The organism is Planotetraspora silvatica (assembly GCF_016863315.1).
GTDB classification, from domain to species: Bacteria; Actinomycetota; Actinomycetes; order Streptosporangiales; family Streptosporangiaceae; genus Planotetraspora; species Planotetraspora silvatica.
Genome location: NZ_BOOQ01000007.1, coordinates 87,364 through 111,917 on the forward strand (window position 1 = coordinate 87,364; position 24,554 = coordinate 111,917).

22 protein-coding genes are annotated in these 24,554 nt (G+C 71.0%); 7 read left to right on the forward strand and 15 right to left on the reverse strand.

Annotation, left to right across the window (positions count from 1 at the left end; genetic code table 11):
• Nucleotides 1-215: 215 nt before the first annotated feature.
• From egtD to egtA, 4 genes are read right to left on the reverse strand one after another with little or no spacing between them, the layout of a single operon-like run.
• Nucleotides 216-1,187, reverse strand: coding sequence for an L-histidine N(alpha)-methyltransferase (gene egtD / locus Psi02_RS06885; RefSeq protein ID WP_203972606.1), 972 nt, complete (start codon nt 1,185-1,187; stop codon nt 216-218).
• Nucleotides 1,184-1,942, reverse strand: a complete 759-nt coding sequence (egtC, locus tag Psi02_RS06890) for an ergothioneine biosynthesis protein EgtC (RefSeq protein ID WP_203972607.1) — start codon at nt 1,940-1,942, stop codon at nt 1,184-1,186. The genes egtD and egtC overlap by 4 nt, the downstream gene beginning before the upstream one ends.
• Complete coding sequence (egtB, locus tag Psi02_RS06895; RefSeq protein ID WP_203972608.1) at nt 1,942-3,252, reverse strand: ergothioneine biosynthesis protein EgtB; 1,311 nt, start codon at nt 3,250-3,252, stop codon at nt 1,942-1,944. The genes egtC and egtB overlap by 1 nt, the downstream gene beginning before the upstream one ends.
• Nucleotides 3,249-4,511, reverse strand: a complete 1,263-nt coding sequence (gene egtA, locus Psi02_RS06900) for an ergothioneine biosynthesis glutamate--cysteine ligase EgtA (RefSeq protein ID WP_239094670.1) — start codon at nt 4,509-4,511, stop codon at nt 3,249-3,251. The genes egtB and egtA overlap by 4 nt, the downstream gene beginning before the upstream one ends.
• A 142-nt stretch (nt 4,512-4,653) precedes the next feature.
• Between egtA and Psi02_RS06905 the strand changes: the two genes are divergently transcribed.
• Together Psi02_RS06905 and Psi02_RS06910 are read left to right on the forward strand one after the other, a co-directional pair.
• Nucleotides 4,654-5,340, forward strand: a complete 687-nt coding sequence (locus Psi02_RS06905; protein ID WP_203972609.1) for an RNA polymerase sigma factor — start codon at nt 4,654-4,656, stop codon at nt 5,338-5,340.
• On the forward strand, nt 5,337-5,576 hold the full coding sequence (locus tag Psi02_RS06910; RefSeq protein WP_203972610.1) for an anti-sigma factor family protein: 240 nt from the start codon (nt 5,337-5,339) through the stop codon (nt 5,574-5,576). The genes Psi02_RS06905 and Psi02_RS06910 overlap by 4 nt, the downstream gene beginning before the upstream one ends.
• Before the next feature lie 18 nt (nt 5,577-5,594).
• Here the strand turns inward: Psi02_RS06910 and Psi02_RS06915 are convergent, their stop codons facing one another.
• Complete coding sequence (locus tag Psi02_RS06915) at nt 5,595-7,277, reverse strand: alkaline phosphatase D family protein (protein ID WP_203972611.1); 1,683 nt, start codon at nt 7,275-7,277, stop codon at nt 5,595-5,597.
• 204 nt (nt 7,278-7,481) lie between these two features.
• Here Psi02_RS06915 and Psi02_RS06920 point away from each other — a divergent pair, with 204 nt between their 5' ends.
• A complete protein-coding gene (locus tag Psi02_RS06920; RefSeq protein ID WP_203972612.1) occupies nt 7,482-8,909 on the forward strand; it encodes an FAD-dependent oxidoreductase in 1,428 nt (475 codons plus the stop codon).
• Nucleotides 8,910-9,102: 193 nt separating this feature from the next.
• Here Psi02_RS06920 and Psi02_RS06925 read toward each other — a convergent pair whose 3' ends face one another.
• The 3 genes from Psi02_RS06925 to Psi02_RS06935 all read right to left on the reverse strand — a co-directional run bounded on the left by Psi02_RS06925 (nt 9,103) and on the right by Psi02_RS06935 (nt 11,619).
• Nucleotides 9,103-9,372 (reverse strand): hypothetical protein, encoded by a 270-nt coding sequence (locus Psi02_RS06925; protein WP_203972613.1) that lies wholly within the window; start codon nt 9,370-9,372, stop codon nt 9,103-9,105.
• Between the two features lie 77 nt (nt 9,373-9,449).
• Nucleotides 9,450-10,619: a M24 family metallopeptidase gene (locus Psi02_RS06930; protein ID WP_203972614.1), complete on the reverse strand. Its 1,170-nt coding sequence runs from the start codon at nt 10,617-10,619 to the stop codon at nt 9,450-9,452.
• Nucleotides 10,620-10,671: 52 nt separating this feature from the next.
• On the reverse strand, nt 10,672-11,619 hold the full coding sequence (locus tag Psi02_RS06935) for a DNA polymerase domain-containing protein (RefSeq protein WP_203972615.1): 948 nt from the start codon (nt 11,617-11,619) through the stop codon (nt 10,672-10,674).
• 288 nt (nt 11,620-11,907) lie between these two features.
• Here Psi02_RS06935 and Psi02_RS06940 point away from each other — a divergent pair, with 288 nt between their 5' ends.
• Nucleotides 11,908-12,066, forward strand: coding sequence for a hypothetical protein (locus tag Psi02_RS06940; protein WP_203972616.1), 159 nt, complete (start codon nt 11,908-11,910; stop codon nt 12,064-12,066).
• A 22-nt stretch (nt 12,067-12,088) separates the two neighbouring features.
• Here Psi02_RS06940 and Psi02_RS06945 read toward each other — a convergent pair whose 3' ends face one another.
• A complete protein-coding gene (locus Psi02_RS06945) occupies nt 12,089-15,025 on the reverse strand; it encodes an AfsR/SARP family transcriptional regulator (RefSeq protein ID WP_203972617.1) in 2,937 nt (978 codons plus the stop codon).
• 254 nt (nt 15,026-15,279) lie between these two features.
• On the opposite strand from Psi02_RS06945, the gene Psi02_RS06950 reads away from it, so the two are divergent.
• On the forward strand, nt 15,280-16,236 hold the full coding sequence (locus Psi02_RS06950; RefSeq protein WP_203972618.1) for a helix-turn-helix transcriptional regulator: 957 nt from the start codon (nt 15,280-15,282) through the stop codon (nt 16,234-16,236).
• Nucleotides 16,237-16,255: 19 nt separating this feature from the next.
• Here the strand turns inward: Psi02_RS06950 and Psi02_RS06955 are convergent, their stop codons facing one another.
• The 6 genes from Psi02_RS06955 to Psi02_RS06975 all read right to left on the reverse strand — a co-directional run bounded on the left by Psi02_RS06955 (nt 16,256) and on the right by Psi02_RS06975 (nt 21,016).
• On the reverse strand, nt 16,256-17,125 hold the full coding sequence (locus tag Psi02_RS06955) for an SDR family NAD(P)-dependent oxidoreductase (protein ID WP_203972619.1): 870 nt from the start codon (nt 17,123-17,125) through the stop codon (nt 16,256-16,258).
• Between the two features lie 68 nt (nt 17,126-17,193).
• Nucleotides 17,194-18,255, reverse strand: a complete 1,062-nt coding sequence (locus Psi02_RS06960; protein ID WP_203972620.1) for a GNAT family N-acetyltransferase — start codon at nt 18,253-18,255, stop codon at nt 17,194-17,196.
• A gap of 43 nt (nt 18,256-18,298) precedes the next feature.
• Complete coding sequence (locus Psi02_RS06965) at nt 18,299-18,496, reverse strand: hypothetical protein (protein ID WP_203972621.1); 198 nt, start codon at nt 18,494-18,496, stop codon at nt 18,299-18,301.
• A 116-nt stretch (nt 18,497-18,612) separates the two neighbouring features.
• Nucleotides 18,613-19,350: an SDR family NAD(P)-dependent oxidoreductase gene (locus tag Psi02_RS06970; protein WP_203972622.1), complete on the reverse strand. Its 738-nt coding sequence runs from the start codon at nt 19,348-19,350 to the stop codon at nt 18,613-18,615.
• A 125-nt stretch (nt 19,351-19,475) separates the two neighbouring features.
• Nucleotides 19,476-19,604 (reverse strand): MFS transporter small subunit, encoded by a 129-nt coding sequence (locus Psi02_RS40655; protein ID WP_275409565.1) that lies wholly within the window; start codon nt 19,602-19,604, stop codon nt 19,476-19,478.
• Entirely contained in the window at nt 19,604-21,016 is a 1,413-nt protein-coding gene (locus tag Psi02_RS06975; protein WP_203972623.1) for an L-lactate MFS transporter, read from the reverse strand. The genes Psi02_RS40655 and Psi02_RS06975 overlap by 1 nt, the downstream gene beginning before the upstream one ends.
• A gap of 195 nt (nt 21,017-21,211) precedes the next feature.
• Between Psi02_RS06975 and Psi02_RS06980 the strand changes: the two genes are divergently transcribed.
• Nucleotides 21,212-23,503, forward strand: a complete 2,292-nt coding sequence (locus Psi02_RS06980) for an FdhF/YdeP family oxidoreductase (protein ID WP_203972624.1) — start codon at nt 21,212-21,214, stop codon at nt 23,501-23,503.
• Between the two features lie 171 nt (nt 23,504-23,674).
• Entirely contained in the window at nt 23,675-24,544 is an 870-nt protein-coding gene (locus tag Psi02_RS06985) for a sulfotransferase family protein (protein ID WP_203972625.1), read from the forward strand.
• Nucleotides 24,545-24,554: the final 10 nt, after the last annotated feature.

Below are 24,554 nucleotides of genomic sequence, written 5' to 3' on the forward strand. Positions count from 1 at the left end.
CGACTCACCGCTCGGCGTGGGAGGCGACGCGTCCGGGGGACGGCGGACGGGCCGCGGCCGCATGCCTGGGCTGGTGAGGGACTAATTCGGATGAACTCCGCATGTTTCCTGTGTGACGTAGCACACAGTCGCGCGGCGGCCTTGCCCCGCGCCCCGGGTCCGAGGAGTCCTGATCGGACCCGGGAGACGGCGCTGGCCGCCGGGCGCGGGCCCGATCAGCGCCGGAAGGAGAGCGACAGCCCGAACCTGCCCGCCCGGTCCGTCCACCAGTGGCGCAGGTCGAACCCGCTCGCGGCCAGTTCGTCCCGCACTCGCTCCGGGCGGAACTTCGCCGATATCTCGGTACGGATCTCCTCGCCCTCGGCGAAGTGGGCGACCAGGTCCACTGCGGGAAGCCGTACCGACTGGCCGCGCAGCGAGCGAAGCCGCATCTCCATCCACTCGTTCCCGGCGTCCCACAACGCGTGATGGGCGAAGGCCGCCGGGTCGAAGTCGGCGCCCAGTTCCCGGTTGAGCACCCGGAGGACGTTGACGTTGAACTCCGCCGTGACACCGGCCGCGTCGTCGTAGGCCGCCACGAGGACGGCCGGATCCTTGACCAGGTCGGTGCCGAGCAGGAGGGCGTCGCCGGGCGACAGCGTGCCGTACAGGTCGAGCAGGAACGCCGCCCGCTCATCCGGGACGAGGTTGCCGATCGTGCTGCCGAGGAACGCCACCATCCGGCGTCCCATCCGGGGAAGCTCACTGAGGTGGGCGCCGAAATCGGCGATGACCGCGTGCACGGCGAGCTCGGGATAGTCCGCCCGTAGCGCGTGCGCGGCGCTCATCAGCGCGCTCTCGCTCACATCCACCGGCACGTACCGGCTCAGTGTGCCCTCGGAACGCATCGCCCCGAGCAGCAGCCTGGTCTTCTCCGACGACCCCGACCCGAGTTCGACGAGCGTCTGCGCTCCGGCCGCCGCGGCGATGTCGCCGGCGTGGGCCACGAGGATCTCCCGTTCCGCCCGCGTCGGGTAGTACTCGGGCAGCCGGGTGATCTCCTCGAAAAGCTCGCTGCCGCGGGCGTCGTAGAACCACGCGGGCCGCAGCCGCTTGGGCACGGAGGTCAGGCCGCCGAGCGCGTCGGCGCGCAGCGCGGCGTCGAGGTAGCCGGCGGAAAGGTGGTTCTCGATGGTCAGCGTGGTCATGGTTCCTCCGTGGCCGCGGTTTCAATGGGGGTCACCGACACCTCGCCGCGGCGGGCGACGAGCAGGCTTCGGTCCGGGACGTCGAACCATCCCGCGGTGTCGTCGGACGGCTCGGAGGCCACCACGACCCCGCGGTCGTCGACCCGATAGGTGAGGGTGTCGCCGTAGGCCGTCGCGGCGATCGACTCCCCGTCGGTGATGAGCAGGTTCAGCCGGCCGCCCGCGTGCGTGGCCACCTCACCGACCGTACGAGCGAGGGCGGCCGCCATGGTCGCCCCTCCGGCGAGCCGGTGCCTGACCAGCGCCCACACGAGCGCGGAGTCCGTGCGGGCCGGCAGGTCGAGGAGCATCGCGGCGGGCAGCAGGCCGGCCAGCCCGGCCGCCGAGCCCGGCCAGCCCGTGACGACGCCGTTATGGCTGAACAGGTGACGCCCGTCCCGGAAGGGGCAGGCCGCGGACGCGCCGGGGGCGGTGCCCTCCGTCGCCGAACGGACGGCGGCGAGCAGCGCCCGGGTGCGGGTCACCCGCGCCACGTCGGCGAAGGACTCGTCGGCCCACATCGGGACCGCCTGTCGGTACCGGGCGGGCACCGGGTCGCCTTCGGCGTACCAGCCGGCGCCGAACCCGTCGGCGTTGACCGTGCCGTACCGCTGCCGCCGCGGGGCCCAGGCCTGGCGGTGCAGCCCGAACGGCGGGTCCATCAACACCTCGCGGAGGGAGACGGGTTCGCCCAGGTAGGCCACATGACGGCACATCAGGCGCCCTCGCCGGGCGCCGCGTCCCGCGCCGTGCGGAATCCCGAGAAGATCTGCCGCCGGATCGGGTAGTCCCAGTTGCGGAACGTGCCCCGGCAGGCGACGGGGTCGGTGGCGAACGAGCCGCCGCGCAGCACCTTGTACTCGTCGCCGAAGAACACCTCGGAGTACTCCCGGTAGGGGAACGCGGCGAAGCCGGGATATCCGCGGAAATCGCTGGAGGTCCACTCCCAGACGTCGCCGATCAGCTGTCGCACGCCGTAGGCGGAGGCCCCGGCGGGGTAGGCGCCCACCGGGGCGGCCTGCAGGTGGCGCTGGCCGAGGTTGGCGTGCTCGACGCCCGGCTCCTCGTCACCCCACGGATAGCGACGGGAGCGGCCGGTCGCGGGGTCGTGCCGGGCGGCCTTCTCCCACTCGGCCTCGGTGGGCAGCCGCCTGCCGGCCCACGAGGCGTAGGCCTCGGCCTCGTACCAGCACACGTGCAGGACGGGCTCGTCTCGCGGCACCGGCTCGACGTGCCCGAACCGGCGCCTCAGCCACACGCCGTCCGCACGCCACCAGAACCTGGGAGCGGTCAGCCCGGCCTCCTGACGGTGGGCCCACCCGCGGGCCGACCAGAGCTCCGGACGGTCGTACCCGCCGGCCTCGATGAACGCCAGGTAGTCGGCGTTGGCGACCGGCACGGTGTCGATCCAGTAGCCGGGCAGGTCCACCTGGTGCGCCGGCCGCTCGTTGTCCAGTGCCCAGGGCTCGGCCGACGTGCCCATGGTGAACGGCCCCGCGGGGACGAGCACCTCCGTCGGCCACCGTCCCGAGCTCGCCTCCGGAGGAGGGGCCGACAACACCGGGGTCCCGTCGCGCAACTGGTGGGTGGCCAGCATGGTCTCGTCGTGCTGCTGCTCGTGCTGCACGATCATCCCGAACGCGAAGCCGTTCTCGACCAGCGGGCTTCCCTCGACGGGCGACCGCTCCAGCAGCCCGACCACCCGCTGCCTGACCGTCGCGATGTACCGGCGCGCCTCCTCGGGTGAGAGCAGGGGCAGCCTCGGCCGCTCGGCCCGTGGATGCTCGAACGCGTCGTACAGAGAGTCGATCTCGGGGCGCATGGGCTCCTGGCCGCCCACCGCGCGCAGCAGCCACAACTCCTCCTGGCTGCCCACGTGCGCCAGGTCCCAGACGAGGGGGGACATCAGCGCGGAGTGCTGTTTGATCAGGTCGTCCTCGTCGACGCAGCCGGTGAGCGCCAGACTGCGCTCGCGGGCGGCGGTCAGCAGGTCGTAGGCGCGGCTGCGGATGTCTTCGCCGGTCATGTCCCGGCCTCCGTTCGGATCGGGTCGCGGATCTCGGAGCGGGGGGTGTCGTCGGCCGGGCAACGGCCACGGCTGACGTAGGTGTCGGTGAAGCGCTCGACCGCCGTGCGGACGGCGCCGGGAGCGTCCATCCGGTCCAGCGCGTCCAGGGCGGCGGTGAAACAGGCGGCCGCGGCCCCGGCCATCTCGCGGTCGGCGAGTCCCTGTGCGGCGGCCCGCCGCCAGGGCCCGGGCTCGAAGGGGTCCCAGCTCTCCGTCGCGGCCAGGGCCCGGTCGGCGGCCACGGGGTCCTCGACGAGCGCGGTGGCCACGGCCAGCGGGACGAGCCAGCCGTCGTCGCCGTGCTGGGCGTCGATCATCCGCAGCTCGAGCCAGCCGTGCGGCCGTACCGGCGGGAACAAGGTGGTGAGGTGGTAGTCGACGTCCTCGCGGGTGACCGGACGGGGTCCCGCGCCCGCGAGCCAGTCCCGCAGCGTCAGGCCCAGCGGCACCTGCCACGGAGCCGGGCCGCGGACGCACATCACGGGCGCGTCCAGTGCGTACCTCGCCCACGACTCCGCCGGATTGGAACCCGCGGGAGGCGACGTCCTGCGCGGGTCGATCCGGGCCCACACGGCCTGCCGCGTCGACTTCCAGCCGGTCGGCCTGCCGGCGTGACGGGGCGAGTTCGCGAAGGCCCCGACCAGGACGGGCCCGATGGCGTGCGCCACCCGCCATCGGCGTTCCACTCCCGAGGGCCCGCCTCCGGGGAGCCCCGCGTCGAGGCACACCTGCACGGACGCCGTGCCGCACATCATGGTCCTGCCGTGCGGGCCCGCGCGGTCGAAGTAGCTCTCCATCGCCACGTACCGGGGAGCGTCCCGCACTCGCACCGGCGGGCGGTACGGATCGGCGCCGCCTCCGGACAGGCGCAGCCCGGCGGCGTCCATACCGGCGCGCATCCGCGTCATGTCGGCCGCCGCGGTCGCCACGGCGTCGCCCAGCGACGGCGCGGCGGCGGAGCTGAGCTCGACCTGGCCGCCGGGCTCGCGCGAGATGCTGCCGGCCAGGTCACGCGCGTCCGGCAGCGCCGCCGTGACCCGGTCCGGGTCGACCTGCGCGTACGGATCACGCTCGTCGTGGACGAACCATTCCAGCTCCACCCCGACCGTCCCGGGCGTGCCGGGCGTCAGACAGGTCGTCGCGATGTATTCGATGGCGTCGTCGGCGCTCCACCTCGCCGCGCGCGGCGGCGCCTTTTCCCCTGATCCCCGATGCACGCCCCCTTGGTCTCAGGAGGACGGCCAAGCGTTACGGACGTTGTCGACTATTTCGTTGCGGGATGTCGGTTGTTCAGATCGGCCTCCGCGGCCGCCGCCGCCTCTCGCCGAAATGTCAGGAGGGCCGGTTAGAGTGCGGGGCATGCCCGAGGCCGACACGCAGTCACCTGGCCCCGCCCTTCCGGCAGACGACGTCGTCGTGGAGGCCCTGCGCTGCGGCGACGAGGACATGTTCGCGGCGCTCCTCACGGCCTGGTCGCCGGGGATGTTGCAGGTCGCCCGCGCGTACGTCGCGGACGAGCACGCGGCGGAGGACGTCGTCCAGGACGCGTGGGTGGGCGTGCTGCGCGGCATCGACAAGTTCGAGGCCCGGTCCGCCCTGCGCACCTGGGTCTACCGCATCGTCATCAACAGGGCCAAGACCCGGGGCGTCAACGACGCCCGCACGGTTCCCATGACGAGCCTCACCGCGGCCAAGGAGGATTTCGGCCCCGCCGTCGATCCCGGCGGTCCCCGGGCCGGCTCGCGCGGCGCCGACGATCCCCTCGCGCCGCCGCGGACACCGGTGGCGTGGCCGTCCCCCGAGGGCGAGATCCTCGCCCTCGAGGTCCATCAGCACATCGAGCGCGCGCTCGGCTCACTGCCCGCCCGGCAGCGGATCGTGATAACACTGCGTGACATGCAGGGGTACAGCAGCGACGAGGTCTGCGCGCTTCTTGAGATCACCGCGGCGAACCAGCGGGTGCTGCTGCACCGTGCAAGGACGTCGCTGCGCGGCACGCTGGACCGTTACCTGACGGCCCAGTCCGGCAAGGAGCCGACGCGATGACCACGATGAACTGCGACGAGTTCGTCCGCCTGGTCACCGCCTACCTCGACGAGGATCTCGACGCGGGGACGGAACGACGCTTCACCGGGCACATCTCCGAGTGCGGCGGCTGCGACGTCTACCTCCGGCAGATCCGCGTCACCGTCACCGAGTTGGGTCACCTGCCCGCCCACGGCCTGACCGACCAGGCACGCGAAACCCTGCTCAACGCGTTCCGCGACTGGTCGGCCAGGTAAAACGCCTCCGTCCGTGTGTCAGGGGCGCTCGGTCTCCAGCCGCGCGGTCAGGTCGGCGGTGATCTCGGTCGTCGCCCTCAGCGTGGGGTCGAGCGGGCGCAGGTAGGTCTGCTGGACGCCCGGCACCCGGTCCTCCACGACGAACGTGGCCCTGGTGTACGCCTCGGATCCGGGTGTCTGCACGTGCGGCAGCACCTTGAAGTCGGCGGTCATGGCGTCGCGCTCGATCCTCGTCAGCACGTAGCCACGCTGGTTGTTGTAGAACTTCAGATGCGGATTGATCGCCAGGTAGGGATGCGTGGCCGGATCGGAGTCCGCGCCGTCGCCGCCGGTGCTGATCGAGGTGGCGACCAGTTCGGAACCCACCGACCGGCCCGTCGGGTCGTCGTAGTCGAGCTTGAGGTCGCTGGCCCAGTGGGCGTGCACGTCCCCGGTGAGGACGACGGCGTTGCGGACCTTGGCGTCCACCCACCCCTGGGTGATGCGCTGCCGGGAGGCGACGTATCCGTCCCAGGCGTCCTGACTGGTCACCTTGGCGGGACCCGCGTTGTTGTCGCGCTGGGCGAAGAAGACCTGCTGCCCGATGACGTCCCACTGGGCCTGGGACCTGCGGAAGCCGTCCAGCAGCCATGCCTCCTGCTCGGCGCCCGTGATGGAACGAGCCGGGTCGGAGGCCTCCGGGCAGTCGTCGTAGCCGTCGCCGCAGCCCTGGTCGCTGCGGAACTGCCGGGTGTCGAGCATGTGGAAGGTGGCCAGGCGCCCCCAGCGGATCCGCCGGTAGAGCTGCATGTCGATGCCGTGCGGGATCGAGGCGCGGCGCAGCGGCATGTTCTCGTAGTAGGCGCGGAAGGCGGCCTCGCGCCGGGCCAGGAAGTTCGGCTGCGGAATAGCGGGGTTCTCCGGGACCTCGTCGGCCCAGTTGTTGTCGAGTTCGTGGTCGTCCCAGACCACGAGCCACGGCGCGGCGGCGTGGGCGGCCTGCAGGTCCAGGTCGGCCTTGTACTGGGCGTGCCGCTGCCGGTACCCGGCGAGGGTCTCGGTCTCGGGGCCCTCGTGGTCGCGGACGTTGCCGCCGGGGATGGTGTAGGTGTCCCTGGTGTACTCGTACTGGTAGTCGCCCAGGTGCAGGACGAGGTCGGGGCAGTCCTCGGCCAGCCGCCGGTACGACGTGAAGTAACCGTGCTCGTACTGGGCGCACGAGACGAACGCCATGGTGAGGGACCCGCCGAGCGACGACGGGCGCGGCGCGGTCCTGGCCCGGCCGGTGGGGGACAGGTAGGGGCCGGTCCTGAAGCGGTACCAGTAGTCGCGGTCGGGTGAGAGGCCGTCCACCTCCACGTGCACGCTGTGCCCCCACTGCGGGGTGGCCTCCGCGATGCCGGCGCGCACCATGTGACGACAGCGCTCGTCGGCGTAGACCTGCCACATCACCGCGAACGGGCGCAGGGGCATGCCGCCCAGGCCGTCTTCGGCGAGTGGGGTCTGGGCCAGGCGCGTCCAGATGACGAAGCCGGCGTGGTCGGGGTCGCCCGAGGCGACGCCGAGGGTGAACGGGTCGGTGAGCAGGCCACGGGAGGCGAGGCTCTTCGCGGTCTCCACGGCCGGGTCGGGTGCGGCGAGGGCGGGGGCGGACGGCAGGGCCGTGACCGCTCCCGCGGCCAGACCGGTGACAAGGAAGGATCGTCGATCGAGGTGCGGCACAAGTGCTCCTAGGGGCGATCCGGGAGAGGGACCACCGTAGCCTGACCGCCCGGCGTGACTCTCGGGTTAACTCCACTTGTCACGTATAAGGCGGTATGTGCCCCAGGAACCGCGTCCCGCGCGCCGATGGCCGGTCACCGAGAAAACCGTTCGTGGCCGTACGGCCCGCCGTGTCACTGTGGCAGCCGGAGGAGGGAGCGTGCGGTGGCATCGATCGTCGTTTGCGGCGGAAGCGTGGTGGGATCGGCGGCGGCACTCATGCTGGCGCGCGACGGGCACTCCGTGACCATGCTCGAGGCGGACCCAGGCGGGCCGCCGTCCGGTCCCGGCCGTGTGTGGACCTCCTGGGATAGAAGAGGCGTGCCGCAGTTCCGCCAGGCGCACAACCTGCTGCCGCGGTTCTGGCGCGTCCTGGAAGCCGAACTGCCGGAGCTGATCGACCGCCTGCGGGAGTCGGGCTGCGTGTGGATGGACGCGCTGACACCCATGCCACCGGGGATCACGGACAGGGCGCCGCGTCCCGGGGACGACCGCTTCCGATACATGGCCGGGCGACGCCCGATCGTCGAGGCCGCGTTCTCCGCCGCCGCGCAGGAGGAGCCCGGCGTGACCGTCCGCCGCGGCGTCCGGGTCGCGGGCCTTCTGGCGGGCACCGGCCCGTCGCAGGGCACGCCCCACGTCGCCGGCGTGCGGACGGCGGACGGGGAGGAGATCCCGGCCGACCTCGTGGTGGACGCCATGGGCCGGCGCACGCCGTCCTCGGACTGGCTGGAGGGCATCGGCGCCCGCAGGCCGTGGACGGAGGCCGAGGAAGGCGGTTTCGTGTACCACACCCGCTACTTCAGCGGGCCCGCCCTGCCGATCCGCAGGGCCGCTCCGTTCACCCCGATGGGGACGTTCTCGCTGCTGACCATTCCCGGCGACAACGGCACGTGGTCGGTGACGGTCGTCGCCTCGCGAAAGGACGCGCCGCTCAGGGCGCTGCGCGACCCCGACACCTTCACACGTCTCGTGCGTGCCTGTCCCGCACACGTCCAGTGGCTCGCGGGAAAGCCCATCACCGAGGTCCTGACCATGGCGGGGATCCTCGATCGCCGCCGCCGGTTCGTCGTCGACGGGCGCCCCGTGACCACCGGGTTCGCCGCCGTCGGTGACGCGGTGATCTGCACCAACCCCACGGCAGGCAGGGGGCTGAGCCTGGGGCTCGTCGACGCGCGACTCCTGCGGGACGTCGTCCGCAAGCACGTGGACGACCCGGCGACGTTCCCCGAGGCTCTGGACCAGGCGACCGAGCAGTCGGTCACGCCGTACTACCGGGACCAGGTCGCCACCGACCACGCGCGGCTCGCCGAGATGGACGCGCTCCGCCAAGGCGAGGAGCCACGGTCCACGGCCACGGCCACGGCCACGGCCACGGCCACGGCCACGGCCATGGCCCGGTTCGAGGCGGCCGCCTACTCCGACCCCGACGTCTTCCGCGCCCTCCTGGAGACGGCCACGTGCCTGGCCTCGCCCGCGGACGTCCGCGCGCGGCCGGAGCTTCGGGCCAGGCTGGACCAGGTGGGCCCGGTGGAGGCTCCCCGGATCCCCGGCCCCGATCGCGAGCGGTTGCTCAGGCTGCTCGCGGAATGACCGCGGACTCCTGGCTGACGTCGCCTCGGGCTGCCTAGGGTGTGGGCATGGCGACATGGGATGACGTACGCCGGATCGCACTGGACCCGCCCGAGACGGCCGAGCGGTCGTCGCGAGAAGACGCTCAGGAATGGCGGGTCAAGGACAAGCTGTTCGCTGAGGCTCGCTCACGCTGCGGGGAGCCGGCGGGCGGTCATTTCAGGCAATGCCCGCAGGGCTGGAGATCGCCGCCCACTTCAGTCAGCGCCCACGACTGCAGTTCACTGAGGCCGCCGCAGTACTTGACGTAGTCCCCGGTCCAGCGAGTGCCCCGGGTCGGGCTGCCCGTGATGAACGTGCAGGTGGCGCGATGCAGGACGAGGTAACTCGGGTGAGGTTTACGCGCAGTGTTCACGACGAACTCGTCGGGATGCTCTGCCAGCCACTTCAGATAGCCGGCGTCATCATCGATGAAGGGCGACATAAGGCCATGGTGACCACGAAAAGATGAATCCGCCTGATATTCCAGCGGAATTCTTCCGGAGTGGTGAGCGGCGCTGTTCAGAAGGTGTCGGCGCGGAGCAGGCCGGTGGGGAAGTGGTGGAGTGAGCGCGCGCCGTCGGCCGTGATCTCGAACATCTCACCGGTCTGAACGCCGGCCCGCAGGTCGGTGGTGCAGACGTTCGGCTGCACGACCACGGTCATCCCCTCTTCCAGCGGAAGCAGGTCCCGTCCGGACGGCTCGGACCGGTGGCTGAGCACCGGGGGCAGGTAGCCGCCGCCGAGCCCGTGCACGAGGTCGTCGACGGTGGTGAATCCCGCGTCGAGCACCAGGTCCGCCGCCTTCCGCAGTTCGAGCGGCAGAGCGCCCGGGCGGAGCAGTCCCGACATGGCCGCGAGCGCGGCGTCGGCGACATCGTGCAGTTCGCGGTACAGAGGCGTCGGCTCCGCGTCGACGGTGACGGTCCGCAACACCTGGCCCGGATAGTCCGGGCCCCACGTGGTGCTCAGTTCGAAGACCACGACCGAGCCGGACTCCAACAGACGGGAGGTCGGCCACTGGCCGGGCGCGCACCGGTCCGGCGACTCCATCGACGTCGCCGCGACGTAGTGGATGTGGTTCACGCCGCCGATCGCGGCGTAGGCCGACTCGACCGCCGCCACCAGGTCCAGTTCGGTCGCGCCCGGAACCGCCGCCGACACCAGGGCGGCGGCCGACAGGTCGGTGAGCGCCGCGGCGTGGCGCAGCCAGGCCATCTCCTCGTCGCTCTTGCGCGCGCGCAGCCTGCCGTACTCTCCGTCGAGCTCCACCACGGCGGCCACGCCGTCGAGGGCGGTGCGGAGGCTCACCGGCACCGGGCCGATCGTGCCGACCCGCCGAACCGTCCCGAGCGTCGACAGCACCGTGTCCGGCGTCCGCTCAACTATCGGGGCGACCTCGCAGCCTGTCGCCAGGCGCCGTGCGTTCGGCACGTGGTTGGGGAAGCTCACCAGGAGAGCGGGTGGGGCGCCCGGCCGCAGTACCGCGACCGCCTCGCGGGTCACCGGCCAACCGGTCAGCCAGGGCACCGCGTTCCCGAACTTGTTCGCCCCGTAGGCGATCACCGCGTCGAGTTCGTGCCGCGCCGCGAGCTCCTCGATGGTGGCCCGTCTCCGGGCCATCTCTGCGTCGGAGAAATCGGGTGGTGGCGTCCCCACACCCCGGGACAGAAGGCTCGGTCGCGTCGACATGGGGTGCACTGTAACGGCTATGCACTCGTTTGCACTAGGGCGCGGGCGCCCGTCAGGTGCGGCGGGCGCGGGCGCGGCGTTTGCCTTCGTGCATGGCCTGGACGCGGGCTACTGGGATCGTGTGGCCCTCCTCCACCAGATCGGCCGGCAACTCCTGTGGCTCGGGCATGAGCTCGGTCCACGGGTCGCGGTCGCCGAGCAGCCGTGCCGCGGTGTGCACGGTGAAGTCCGACGGCGTGACGCTGTCCAGGTCCTCCCAGGCGACGGGGAACGACACGGGCACGCCCGGCCGTACGCGCGGGCTGTAGGCCGCCACGACCGTGGCCCCGCCCGCGCGGGTGGAGTCGAGGAACACCTTGCCTCCCCGGTCCTCCCGGATGAACGCGGTCGTCGCCAGGGCCGGGTCGAGGCGTTCCGCGCGTGCGGCGACCGCGCGGGTGGCCGCCGCCACGTCCCATATGTCCGCCGCCGTGAGGGGGACGAACACGTGCACGCCCTTGGCGCCGCTGGTCTTGACCGCGCCCGCCAGTCCGGCGTCGGCGAGGGCCTGCCGTACGAGATGGGCGGCGCGTACGGCCATGCCGAACGCGTCACCTTCCGGCGGGTCGAGGTCGAGCACGAGATGGGTCTGGTGTCCCGGTTCGCCGGCGCGTATCAGGGCCGGGTGGTATTCGACGGCTCGCTGGTTGGCGAACCACAACAAGGTGGGGCGGTCGTCGCAGAGGGCGTAGGACACCTCCCGCTTCGAACTCTCCGCCCACACCGTGACCGTCCGCACGAACGGCGGGGCGTACTTCGGGACGTTCTTCTGCATGAACGGGTCCTGGCCCGCACGCACCCGCATCACCGACAGCGGCCGGTCCCGCAGGGCCGCCACCGCTCGATCGCTCACGGCGTCCAGGTAGTCCACCAGATCACGCTTGCTCGCACCGGCCCCGTCGAACAGCGGCTGGTCGAGATTCGTGAGCGACACTCCGTCCCGCACCTCATCGCTGGTCACCAGCCCACCATGCCGATGCCGGGGCGAGAGGTCAACCACAGGCCACACGTGATACCGGGCGACGGCCGAGATGAAACCCTCGTGAAACCGGTGACGGATACCTTTACCCCGACCAGCGCGACGTCCGTCCGATGGGGGCCACGGGGGCCCATGGCCGGACTTGCGCTGAAAGTCACCGGATACGGGGGCGCCGGTGATGTCACGGTGATACACCGCTCTCCTGGCGGTGGCGGCGCCGCCGGGAGAGCGGTCGACGACGTGCTGGACGAGGACCCTGGGAGAGCACCCATGAAGAAGAAGACGGCGGCGGCGATTGTCGCGCTCGTCGTGGCGGCGGTCCTCGGCGGGAGTGTCGCGCCGGCGGCGGCGGTCTCCTCCCCGTGCGGTGACAAGGTCTTCACCTGCGACAGCACCTGGATGGATCCCGGTCCCGCCAACGGCTCGTGACGGTGGGGGTCGGGTGACCGGGTCAGGACGGCAGGAACGGCCTGACCTTCTCGACGGCGCGCAACTCCTCGACGGCGCGCAGCTCCTCACGTGCGCGTTCGTGCCAGACGGGCAGGCCGATCTCGGCGAACGCCTCCGCGGCCGTGTCCAGCAGCGTCCTGGCCAGATCGGGGTCTCCGCGCGCGGCCGCGAGGCGGCCGCCGGCCAGTTGGGCGCGGGCCGTGAGGAACGGCTCGCCCAGCTCGGTGGCCGTGGCGAGGGCGTGCTCCAGGCGTTCGGCCGCGTCGTCGAGGTCGCGCGCCAGGAGAAGAGCCTCGCCGATCCCCAGCAGGCCGTACACCTCGCCGATCCGGTCCCCGACGGCCTGGGAGGCGCCCAGAACCTGCTGGAAGGCGTCCTCCGCCTGACCGGCCGCGCCCTGGCTCAGGTGAAGTGCGCCGAGGCGGTTGAGGATCTGCGCACCTCCCCGCGTGTTGCCGAGGTCGCGGTAGACGGCCAGAGCCGTCTCCAGCAGGCGGGCCGCGGCGTCGGGACGGCTCTGCTCGATGTGGATCTGGGCGATGCTCCCGAGCACGTGAGCCTCGGCATGCCGGTCGCCCGCCTCGCGGAGCATCCGGAGCGCGTGGCGGTAGCCGCGCAGTGCCGTTCCCGCCCGTCCCTCGACCCGCTCGATGAGGGCGGCGTTGCGCAGGGTCAGGGCCCGCCCATGATGATCGTCCACGGCCTCGAAGAGCGTGAGCGCGGCGTCGAGATGCGGGCGCGCGGCGGTGTAGTGCTGCCGGAACAGCTCGAGTGTCCCGAGCGAGTACCGCATCGCCGCCTCGCCGCGTGTGTCGCCGGCCCGGCGCGCCGCGTCGAGGGCGACCTGCGAGGTGTGCCGCCAGTCGTCGAACAGGCCCTGCGCCTCGAACAGTGTGATCGCCGTCATCGCCAGGTCCCAGCAGGTCTCGCTCGAACCGAGCCCGGCCGCCTGCTCGACGGCCGCCACCAGGCCGAGCCGTTCGCTGCGCAGCCAGCCTCCCGGGTCCTCCAGGAGCCGCGCGGTCGTGGGCTCGCCGCAGTCCCACCGGGGAGCGCCCCCGTGGAGGACCGTGTAGTCGCCGCCGTACTGCCGGCGGTGCGCCTGCTCGGCGAGGGCGAGATACGCCCCGGTCAGCCGGGTCAGAGCGGCCGCCGTCGCTCCGGAGGGCTCGTCGGCCTCCCCGCGTTCTCTGGCGTGCAGCCGTACGAGGTCGTGGACCCGGTAGCGGGCCTCGCCGAGGTCGTCCATGCCCGCGTACTCGACGAGCCGTGCCTCCACCAGGCCCTCGAGGACGTCCTCGGCGTCACGTGGTTCCTCGTCGAGAAGCGCCGCCGCGACCCATCCGGCGAAGTCGGGGATCTCCAGCAGCCCCAGGCGGCGGAAGAGGACCTGGCTGCGCTCCGCGAGTCCCGAATAGCCGAGGGCGAGGCTGGCCCGGACCGACAGGGTTCCGTGCGTGAGCTCGTCGAGCCGGTCGCGTTCTGCCTCAAGCCGGGAGATGAGCCGCTCGACGGTCCAGTGCGGCCGCGCTGCCAGGCGGGCACCGGCGATCCGGAGAGCGAGGGGCAGCCGCCCGCACAGCTCGGCCAGCCGCGCGGCGGTCGCGGCGTCGGTGGTCAGCTCGGCCCGGCCGGTGATCGCATCCAGCAGTTCGACGGAGGCGGCGGCGTCCAGGACGTGGAGGACGAGCCGGCGGGCGCCGGGCAGAGCGGTGAGCGCGGCGCGACTCGTGATCAGCACCGCGCAGCCGTCTCCGGGCGGAATCAGCGGTTCGACCTGCGCCTCGTCCGCGGCGTCGTCCAGCAGCACCAGGACGCGCCTACCGGAGAGCCGGGCGCGGAACGCCTCGGCGCGCTCGTCGAGACCGTCGGGGACCGCCGTGCCCGGCGTCCCCAGCGCGCGCAGGAACCGGCCGAGCGCCTGCGAGGCGTCGACCGGCTCCGACCCCGCACCGCGCAGATTCACATACAGCTGACCGTCGGGGAAGTCGTCCCGCACGTCGTGCGCCGCCTGTACGGCCAGTGCGGTCTTGCCCACCCCGGGCATGCCGGACACGGGACAGATCACCGGCGCCCCGGGAGGGCCGGTCCGCAGGATGTCGACGATCCTGCCGATCTCGCCGTCGCGCCCGGTGAGATCGCCCACTCGCGGCGGCAGCATGCACGGCGGGGCGGCCTGGTCCCTGTCCTCCGCCGGTCGGGCGCGGGTTCCCGAATCCAGCCCCGCGTGGGGGTCTCCGCGCAGGATGGCCTGTTCCAGCGAGCGCAGCTGCGGCCCCGGCTCCAGACCCAGTTCTTCCGCCAGAGCGGTGCGGATGCGCCGGTAGGCGTCCAGGGCCTCGGTACGGCGCCCCGCCCGGTGCATCGCCAGCATCAGGCGCGCCCCCATCGACTCCGCCAGCGGATCCGCCGCCACCAGGGAGATCAGCTCGGGGATGATCTCGGCATGGCAGCCCAGGGCCAGGTCGGCGTCGATACGCTCGGCCAGCACCCGCTTACGATCCTGTTCGAGCCGCTCCGCGGCCTCGGCGAGGGCGGCCACGTCGTCCAGACCCGCGAAGGCGCGTCCGTGCCACAACGCGAGGGCCTCTCGCTGGAGCGCCACCGCCGTCTCCAGATCCTCGGCGTCCAGCGCGTTCCTGGCCCGTACGGCGAGATCGGCGAACATCCAGGCGTCCACCTCTTCGGGCGCCGCGGACAGGGCGTAGCCGGAACGGTCGTGCCGGATCCGCCCGGGGTCGTCCAGAGTTCTGCGGAGACGGTGCACGAGCACCTGAAGGTTCTTGCCGGCGCGCGGTCCGAGTCGCTCGCCCCACATCGCGTCGATCAACGTCTCGGCGGAGACCACCTGTCCCCGGGCGCAGACGAGCAGTGCCAGCAGTTGTTCCTGCCTCCGGGATGACAGATGAGCGGGACTCCCGTCGACGATCAGTGTCACATCGCCAAGTACTCGGAACCTCATCGGTGCTTCCCCGAACGATGGCGTACTTCAGGACCGGTGTGATCCGTTCCATGGTGAACGGATTCGGCGAGAATAGCCCGAATGATCCCTTCCGGGGTAGCGATCCCGGACATCCGCTGAACCGCCCCATGTGGGTGCCGTCGCATACGCGAAGCATGATCAGGACCGTCGGCCGACTGTGGGTGCAGCAGGACCACCTTCCCGGCCTGACCCGGTCTTAGCGTGGGGGAATGGAAGGCGAGAGCCCCCTTGGTGAGTTCCTGCGCGCGCGGCGCCAGGTCACGACGATCGAACAGGCGGGACTGACAGGGGTCGGGCCCCGCCGCAGGACTCCCGGCCTGCGCCGCGATGAAGTGGCCATGCTCGCGGGCATCAGCATCGACTACTACAGCCGTCTCGAGCAGGGCAGAGAACGCCGCCCCTCTGATCAGGTCATCGACGCCCTCGCACGGGTCCTCCAGCTCGACGAGGAGGCCACCGAACATCTGCACGAGCTCGCGCGTGGACGGCCGCACAAGCTGACGCCTGAAGGGCACGTCGATCGGGTCGAGCCCGGCCTGATCCGGCTGATCGACGGCTGGGAGATAGTGCCCGCGTACGTGGTGAACAGCCGCCTGGACGTGCTGGTCAGGAATGCCGTGGCGGACGCTCTCTACGAGGGGCTCGAGCACAGCGACAACCTGCTCAGGCTCGCCCTGCTCAACCCGGCCGCCCGCGGGTTCTACCTCGACTGGGACCTGGACACCACCTCCAAGGTGGCCCACCTGCGCGCCACGGCCGGCCTGAGCTCCGACGACCCCGACCTGATCGAGCTGGTCGAGGAGCTCACGGCCGGGAGCGAGGACTTCCAGCGGATGTGGGCCCGGCACGACGTGCGGGGCAGAACGCGCGCGCCCGTCCGCTTCCATCGCGACGACGTCGGGGACGTGATCACGACGATGGAGGTCCTCAGCGTCGACGGCTCGCCGGGTCAGAAACTGATCGTCTTCCAGGCCGAGCCCGGCAGCCCGTCCGAGAACGCGCTGATCGTGCTCCGCGACCGCATGCGGCCAGGCGGCGGCCGCCGCAGGGGACCGCGGGCGAGGCCGCCGGAGCAGGGGGAGGACCCTGAGGGCGGCCACTCCGACGGCGCCGATCTCCTGGACCCGGCCGCGGCGGAACTGCTGCGGCGCGCCGAGCCGCGGTGATCCTCCCCTTGCCGAGCTCTCAGCCGGCTCTCTTCACGGCCTTCTTCGCGGCCGTCACCCTGTAGAGCAGCGGGTAGGGCAGGAAACGGGCGAGCAGTGCGGCGATCTTGGCGTCGCGGCCCACGAGTTGACGTGGCCGCGGTTTGGCGGCGGTCAGCGCCTTGACGATGACCAGGGAGACGTGATAGGGGGAGATCCCGGTCTCCCCGCTCTTGACGGCGTTCGCCCTCGTCTTGCGGATCTGCTCGGCGTAGCGGTCGGCCTCGGCGGGCAGTTGCTTGACCAACTCGTCGGCGGCGGCCCTGCCCGTCTCCCAGATGGGTGTCGCGATCGTGCCGGGCTCGACGAGGATCACCGCGATCCCGAACGGGGCGAGTTCCGCGCGCAGGCTGTCGCTGAGCCCCGCCAGGCCGAACTTCGCGGCGTGGTACGGGCCGAGCATCGGCCCGGCGATCCGCCCGCCGATCGATCCCACCATCACGATCCGGGGATCGTCGCCCGATTCCGCCGCCTGCCGGAGCGCGGGCGACACCGACTGCGTGACGATCAACTGGCCCGTCAGGTTGATCTCGATCTGGCGCCGGAACACCTCGATGGGCAGATACTCCAACGGCCCGGCCAGCGCCACGCCCGCGTTGTTCACCAGCCCGTGCAGCGGCCCGGCCGCGCACACGACCTTTCCCGCCGCCCGTACGGAGGCCTCGTCGGTGAGATCCATCCGGACCACGCTCACCCCGTCCGGATGCTCGCGAAGCAGCGACTCCTCATCCTCGGTCCTGCGCACCGCCGCCCAGACGTGGAAGCCCGCGCGCACCAGGTCGGCGACGCAGGCGCGGCCGATGCCGGTGGAGGCGCCGGTGACCATGACAGATCGCCGTTCAGATGCCATGAGATTCAGCCTCGCTCAATTCGCGATTCCGGTATGTCCCGGAAGACTACGCGGGAGCAGGCCCCTCGTCAGGAATGGGCGGGGTGATCTTCCCTGACGTACAGGCGCTCCCCGTCGTCGAACCGGTCCGTCGGCCGCAGGCCGGTCCTGACCGCCACCTTGATCGACCCGTGATGGTCGGGGTGCACGTGCGCCTCGATGCGGTGGGCGCCGCGGGCGCCGAGCCACCCGGCGAGCGCTTCGGCCGCCTCCGACGCGTAGCCCCGGCCCTGCCACGCCGTCCCGATCACCCAGGCGATCTCGGCCCGGTGCCCGCCGTCCACAACCGTCGCCTGGACGGTGCCGACGGCATGGCCGTCACTGTCGCGGACGACCCAGTTCAACCATTCCTGGGCGCCGTCGGGGGAGCGGCCCACGGCCAGCCGGGCATAGCGGGCCCGCAGCGCGTCCCGGGTGGGCGGCTCGCCGCCGATGAAGACGTACAGCGCCGGATCGGCGAGTACCTCGGTCATCTCGTCGGCGTCGTCGACGGTGAGCGGTGACAACGCGAGTCTGGGCGTCGTGATCCGGCCCTCCGGCCGGGCGACGTCGGCGGCCGAGACGGTGTAGTACCAGCCGTCCCGCCAGTCGAACGGCGCGTCCACGGAATGATCCAGCGCCACTCCGCCGGCCAGGAGGTCCAGCGCCCACCTGTTGGCCGAGTGCGCGATCACCAGGACCCGGGAGCCGTCCCACGCGGCGGTGAGATCCCGGAGGAAGTCACGGGTCTGATCGACGACCTGGCGGTAGCTCTGCCCGCCCGGCCAGGGCACTTCGATGTGCCGGGACCGCTCCGCCGCGAGCCGCGCCACCGGCATGCCGTTCCGGTCGCCGTAGTCGCACTCGCGGAGCCGTGCGTCCTGGAAGACCGGGATCTCGGAACCGGTGAAGGCGATCTCCGCGGTCTGTACGGCACGGCGCAGGTCGGAGGTGAACACCGCGGCGATCCCGTCGTCACGGCGGCGGACGCCGAGGTCGGCGGCCAGCGCGCGACCACGCGGCGACAACTCGCCGGGCAGCCACCCGGTCGCGATCCCCGCCTCGTTGTCCGTCGTGATCGAGTGTGTCTCGTACACGATTGTCACTGCCACGGCCGAAACCTATCCGAGCCGGGCGTGGGCGGCGGACGACCGGTCAGCCGTTGCCGCGGCGGCCCCGGATCCGCCACGCCCACCACAGGAGTGCCAGGCCGATCAGCACCACGATGGCGCCCAGCACGGCGTACTGGCCGTGGCCCGACATCATGGAACCGCCGAGCACTCCCGTGCCCTGGGCGATCCAGACGCATCCGATGAGGCAGAACAGCACCCCGACGACACCGCGAACCCACATGTTCCGCTCCGATCTGCGATCTGCCGGTGGCATGCCGCGCCACCACACAGTAAGGCCCGCCGGGACCGTAACCCTTACAAGGTGCTTACCGGGTGGAACCGGCCTCGATCGGATCCTCAGCGGGGGTGGCTGCCGCCGTCCACGCTCACGACCTGGTTGGTGAGGTAGCCGTTGCGGAGCACGGCCATGGCGAGGTCGGCGACCTCCTCGGGCCGGCCGAACCGGCCGACGGGGATCGCGTGGGGGCCCACGCCCAGTGCCGGCGACATCGCGGTGTCCTCGATCAACGCGGGCGCGAGGGCGTTCACCGTCACTCCGCGGCTCGCGACCCGGGCCGCGAGGAAATGCAGGACCCCGTGCAGGCCCGCCTTGGACGCGGCGTAGTGCGGGCCCACGACGCCGCCGGTGAAGGCGGCGATCGACGAGATGAACAGCACCCGGCCGAACCCGCGCTCCACCATCGCGGGCACCACCTGCTGGGCCAGCATGAACGGCGCACGCAGGTTGACGTCGATGGTCAGGTTCCAGGTCTCCAGGTCCACGTCGGTGTACGCCTGCCGTACGGCGTAACCGGCGTTCGGGATCAGCAGGTCGACGGGGCCGAGGGCGTCGACGGTCTCGGCGACGAGGCGCGCGGGCACCTCGGGGTCGGCGAGGTCACCGGAGAGGGCGATCGCGTCCAGCCCCGACTCCCCGGCTTCGGTCACGAGGAGTTCGGCCTCGTGCGCGCGGGTGCCGTACGCGAAGGCCGTCCGCACGCCGGCGGCGATCAGGCGCCGGCCCAGCGCGCCGCCGATGCCGCCCGAGGCCCCGGTGAGCAGGGCCACCCGGCCCGCGAGGTCCATTCCGGTCATTGCGCGCCTCCTCCGCCGATCACACATGACCTTCGCCGGGGACCGGCCCACCAGGAGGGGCCGGTCCCCGGCGAAGGGGCGACTGACGTGTTAGTACCCGGCCGACGGGGTGCGCGCCGGTCAGATCAACCGGAGAAGAGCTGGCTGAGCTTGAGCAACAGCTCGTAGACGCCGTAGGCGAAGGGCAGGCCCACCCACAGCCAGGCCAGGATCATCAACGGGGTGCGGGAGGCCGTCTCGGTCTGTTCGGTCATCAGGAGCCTCCCTGCGGAGTGGCCAGCGTGCCCGGTTCGTCGACCGTCACGAGCGGCGGTTCGTGGTACTTGTCCTTGACGGGCCGGATCATCTCGTTGGACAGGAAGCCGACCACCAGCAGGCCGATCATGATGTACAGCGAGGTCGTGTAGAGCGCGGGCCCCGTCTTGCCCGCCGCCTTCTGCGAGTCGGCGATGGCGTTGACGATCAGCGGGCCGAGGACGCCGGCGATCGACCAGGCGGTGAGCAGGCGGCCGTGGATGGCGCCGACCTGGTAGGTGCCGAACAGATCCTTGAGGTACGCCGGCACGGTGGCGAAGCCGCCGCCGTAGAAGGACAGGATGCCGAGCGCGCACAGGATGAACACGACCGTGTGGGAGTCCCCGGCCAGCGAGATGATCAGGTACAGCACGGCGCCCACGCCGAGATAGACGCGGTACATGTTCTTGCGCCCGATGAGGTCCGAGGTCGAGGACCACACGATGCGCCCGGTCATGTTGGCGAGCGAGAGCAGCGCGACGAAGCCGGCGGCGGCGCTCACGGAGATCGGGGTCGCCGTGTTCGCGAAGAAGTCCTGGATCATGGGCGCGGCCTTCTCCAGGATGCCGATGCCCGCGGTGACGTTGAAGCACAGGACGACCCACAGGAACCAGAACTGCGGCGTGCGGATGGCGTTGCGCGCCGAGACGTTCGCGGTGGTGACCAGCGCCCGGGCGGCGGCCTTCGCCGGATCCCAGCCCTTGGGCAGCCAGCCGTCCGCCGGGACCCGAACCAGGAGCACGCCCAGGGACATGAAGACCGCGTAGACCACACCGTGCACGAGGAACGTCTTCGCGATGCCGCCCGTACCGGCGCCGAAGGAGCCGAGCATCTGGGTGGACCACGGCGAGGCGATGAGCGCTCCGCCGCCGAAGCCCATGATGGCGATGCCCGTGGCCATTCCCGGCCGGTCGGGGAACCACTTCATCAGCGTGGACACCGGCGAGATGTAGCCGATCCCGAGGCCGATCCCGCCCACGAAGCCGTACCCGAGGACCACCAGCCAGTACTGACTCGTCGCCACACCGAGGGCCGAGATCAGGAATCCGGACGCGAAGCAGACCATCGAGACGAACATCGCCCAACGGGGGCCGTTGCGCTCGACCAGCGGCCCGCCGAAGGCGGCGGACAGGCCGAGCATGACGATGCCGAGCTGGAAGGGCAGCGCGCTTTGCGTACCGGACAGGTCGAGCGCCTTCTCGAGCGGCGGCTTGAAGACGCTCCACGAGTAGGCCTGGCCGATGGACAGGTGTACGGAGAGGGCTGCTGGGGGGACGAGCCACCGGCTCCAGGTGGGCGGTGCGATCGTGCGCGAACGACTGAGAAACCCACCTGAAGTGGGAAGTATCAGCTTTTGGCCATCTTCGAGCATGAACAGGCAGTATGTCGCAGTCGATACTTCTTGTCTACGCTAACAATGCAAAGTCAAGTCACGGCCTTTGTGAGCTCCGCGTACAACCCGGGCATCGTCTGACCGGCCGGTGGTCCGTCGCGACCCTCGCCATTACGCGTACCTTCACGAGGCGTACTTTGTAGGTGGGCGGACGGCCGGAAGTGAGGTACTGGGGTGGCGAGAAAGGCTCCGCGGCAGGACGCCGGCGACGAGGGGCTCGAGGTAGGACCTCCGAAGGAGTGGGCGGCGGGTGTTCCCGGGGTGGCCCACTCGCTGGCGATGTCTTATGCCCAGATGGGTGTCAAGCGCACACTTCTGACATTGGTGCGGGTGAATCAGAAGCACGGCTTCGACTGCCCGGGGTGCGCCTGGCCGGAAGGGCGACACCGCAGCCCCGCGGAATTCTGTGAGAACGGCGCGAAGGCGGTGGCGGAGGAGGCGACCCTTCGCCGGGTGACCCGCGATTTCTTCGCCGAGCACCCCGTGACGGAATTGGCCGGGCGCAGCGACTACTGGCTGGGTCAGCAGGGCAGGCTCACCGAGCCGATGTACAAGCCGGCCGGATCCGACCATTACGAGCCGGTGGCGTGGGACGAGGCGTTCTCGATCATCGCCAGGGAGCTCAGGGCGCTCGAGAGCCCCGATGAGGCGCTCTTCTACACCTCCGGGCGGACGTCGAACGAGGCGGCGTTCCTCTACCAGCTCATGGTCCGCCGTTTCGGCACCAACAACTTGCCCGACTGTTCCAACATGTGCCACGAGTCCAGCGGCTCGGCCCTCACCCAGACGCTGGGCATCGGCAAGGGAACGGTGTCGCTGGACGACCTCCACAAGGCCGACCTCATCTTCGTGGTGGGGCAGAACCCCGGCACCAACCACCCGCGCATGTTGTCGGCGCTGGAGAAGGCCAAGGGGAACGGCGCCCGCATCGTCGCGGTCAACCCGCTGCCCGAGGCCGGGCTGATGCGGTTCAAGAACCCCCAGAAGGCGAGCGGGGTCGCCGGGCGCGGCACGAAACTGGCCGACCGGTTCCTCCAGATCCGCCTCAACGGCGACATGGCGCTGTTCCAGGCCCTGTCGAAGCTCATGCTCGAGGCCGACGACGCGGCCCCGGGGTCGGCGGTCGACCACGAGTTCGTCGAGACCCACACCCACGGGTTCCGCGATTTCGAGAAGAACGTCCGCGAGCTCGAATGGGAGGACGTGGAGGAGGCGACGGGCCTGCCCCGGACCGCCATCGAGGAAACGGTCCAGGACGTGCTCGGCGCGAAGTCGGTGATCGTGTGCTGGGCCATGGGCCTGACCCAGCACAAGAACTCCGTCGCCACCATCCGGGAGGTCGTCAACTTCCTGCTGCTGCGCGGCAACGTCGGGCGGCCGGGGGCCGGGGTGTGTCCCGTGCGAGGGCACTCCAACGTCCAGGGCGACCGCACGATGGGCATCTACGAGAAGCCCTCGGCGGCCTTCCTCGACGCGCTGCGTGACGAGTTCGGCTTCGAGCCGCCCCGCCGCCACGGCGCCGACGCGGTGGAGTCGATCAGGGCCCTGCGCGACGGGCACGCCAAGGTGTTCATCGCGATGGGGGGCAACTTCGTCTCCGCGACGCCGGACACGGCGGTGACCGAGGCGGCGATGCGGCGGGCCAGGCTCACCGTGCAGGTGTCGACCAAGCTGAACCGGTCCCACGCCGTGGCAGGTGAGCAGGCGCTCATCCTCCCCACGATGGGCCGCACGGAGAAGGACGGCGACCGGTTCGTGACGGTCGAGGACTCAATGGGCATGGTGCACGCCTCCCGGGGACGGCTGGCTCCCGCCTCACCCGATCTGCTCTCCGAAGTGGCCATCGTCAGCCGGCTGGCCATGAGGCTCTTCGAGCAGGACGGCGTCGCCGGCATCCCCTGGGAGCGTTTCGAGACCGACCATGACGCCATCCGGGACCGCATCGAGCGCGTGGTGCCCGGATTCGACGACTTCAACGCCAGGGTGCGCGAGCCCGGGGGCTTCACCCTCCCCAACGCCCCCCGCGACGAACGGCGCTTCCCGACCGACACGGGCAAGGCGAACTTCACCGCCAACGCCCTCGAGGTCCTCCGTCTCGCGCCGGGGCGCCTCCTGCTGCAGACGGTGCGCAGCCACGACCAGTACAACACCACGATCTACGGCATGGACGACCGCTACCGCGGCGTGCACAACGGCCGCCGGGTCGTCTTCGTCAACCCCGACGACCTCGCCGAGCGCGGCATCGCGGACGGCGAACTCGTCGATCTGATCAGCGAGTGGCCCGACGGGGAGCGCACGGCCGAGGCGTTCCGTGTGATCGCCTACTCCACCGCGCGCGGGTGCTGCGCGGCCTACTTCCCCGAGACCAATGTGCTCGTGCCGCTCGACTCGACCGCGGACACCTCCAACACCCCCACGTCCAAGAGCGTCGTCGTACGGCTCAAGCGGCACGTCGCCGCCGAATGACCGGCCGAACCCGGCGGGCGTCCAGTCCGCCGGGTTCGGTATCCCCATCGTCGTCGGCCTAATTCAATGTATAAGAAGTAGGTTTATAGAGTTATTTCAGTGAATGCGCGGGTGAACATTCACAAGGAACTCTCAGTGAATTATTAGAAAAATCGAGTAGTCTCTCCCGCTATGACCTGGCAGCGGAAGGTCAATAACGCCTTCATCAAGTACGCAGGATTCCAGTTCAATCGAGTAGGGAATGGGGGGCCGGCGGAGGCCGCGCCGGAGGAGCTGGTCCGGCCGCCGGAGGATCCGCGGATCGATCGGCTGCTGGCCGCGCCGATCTTCATCCTGTCTCCCGTCCGCTCGGGTTCCACTCTGCTGAGGGCGATGCTCAACGCCCACTCGATGTTGCACGCCCCCCACGAACTCCACGTGCGGCGGCTCTTCGTGAACTTCGGGACCCCGCTGGCCGAGTCGGCGATGAGCGCCCTCGGCCACAACAGGGCCGACCTGGAGCATCTGCTCTGGGACCGGGTGCTCCACCGGGAGCTCGTCAAGAGCGGCAAGCGGTTCATGGTGGACAAGACCCCGGCCAACGCCTTCGCCTACCAGCGGATCACGGCCTGCTGGCCCGACGCGCGGTTCATCTTCCTGCTGCGTCACCCCGCGTCCATCGCGGCCTCATGGCACGAGGCGGACCCGGAAAAGCGCACTCCCGAGGAGGCGGCGCTGGACGCCCTGCGGTACATGAAGGCGGTCGAACGGGCGCGTAAGGCGCTTTCCGGCCTGACCGTGAGATATGAGGACCTGACCGCGGAGCCGGAGAAGGAGACCCGCCGGATCTGCGAATTCCTCGACGTCCCCTGGGAATCAGGAATGCTGACATATGGCGACCTGAGCGTCGCGGAGAAGGGGCTCGGCGACTGGAAGGACAAGATCCGTTCCGGCCGTGTCCAGGCCGGCCGTGACCTGCCCTCCGAAGGGGAGATCCCCGACGCGCTGAAGCCGATGAGCGTGCGCTGGGACTACCTTCCCCGTACGGCGGAGCGGACATGAGCCGTCGCGG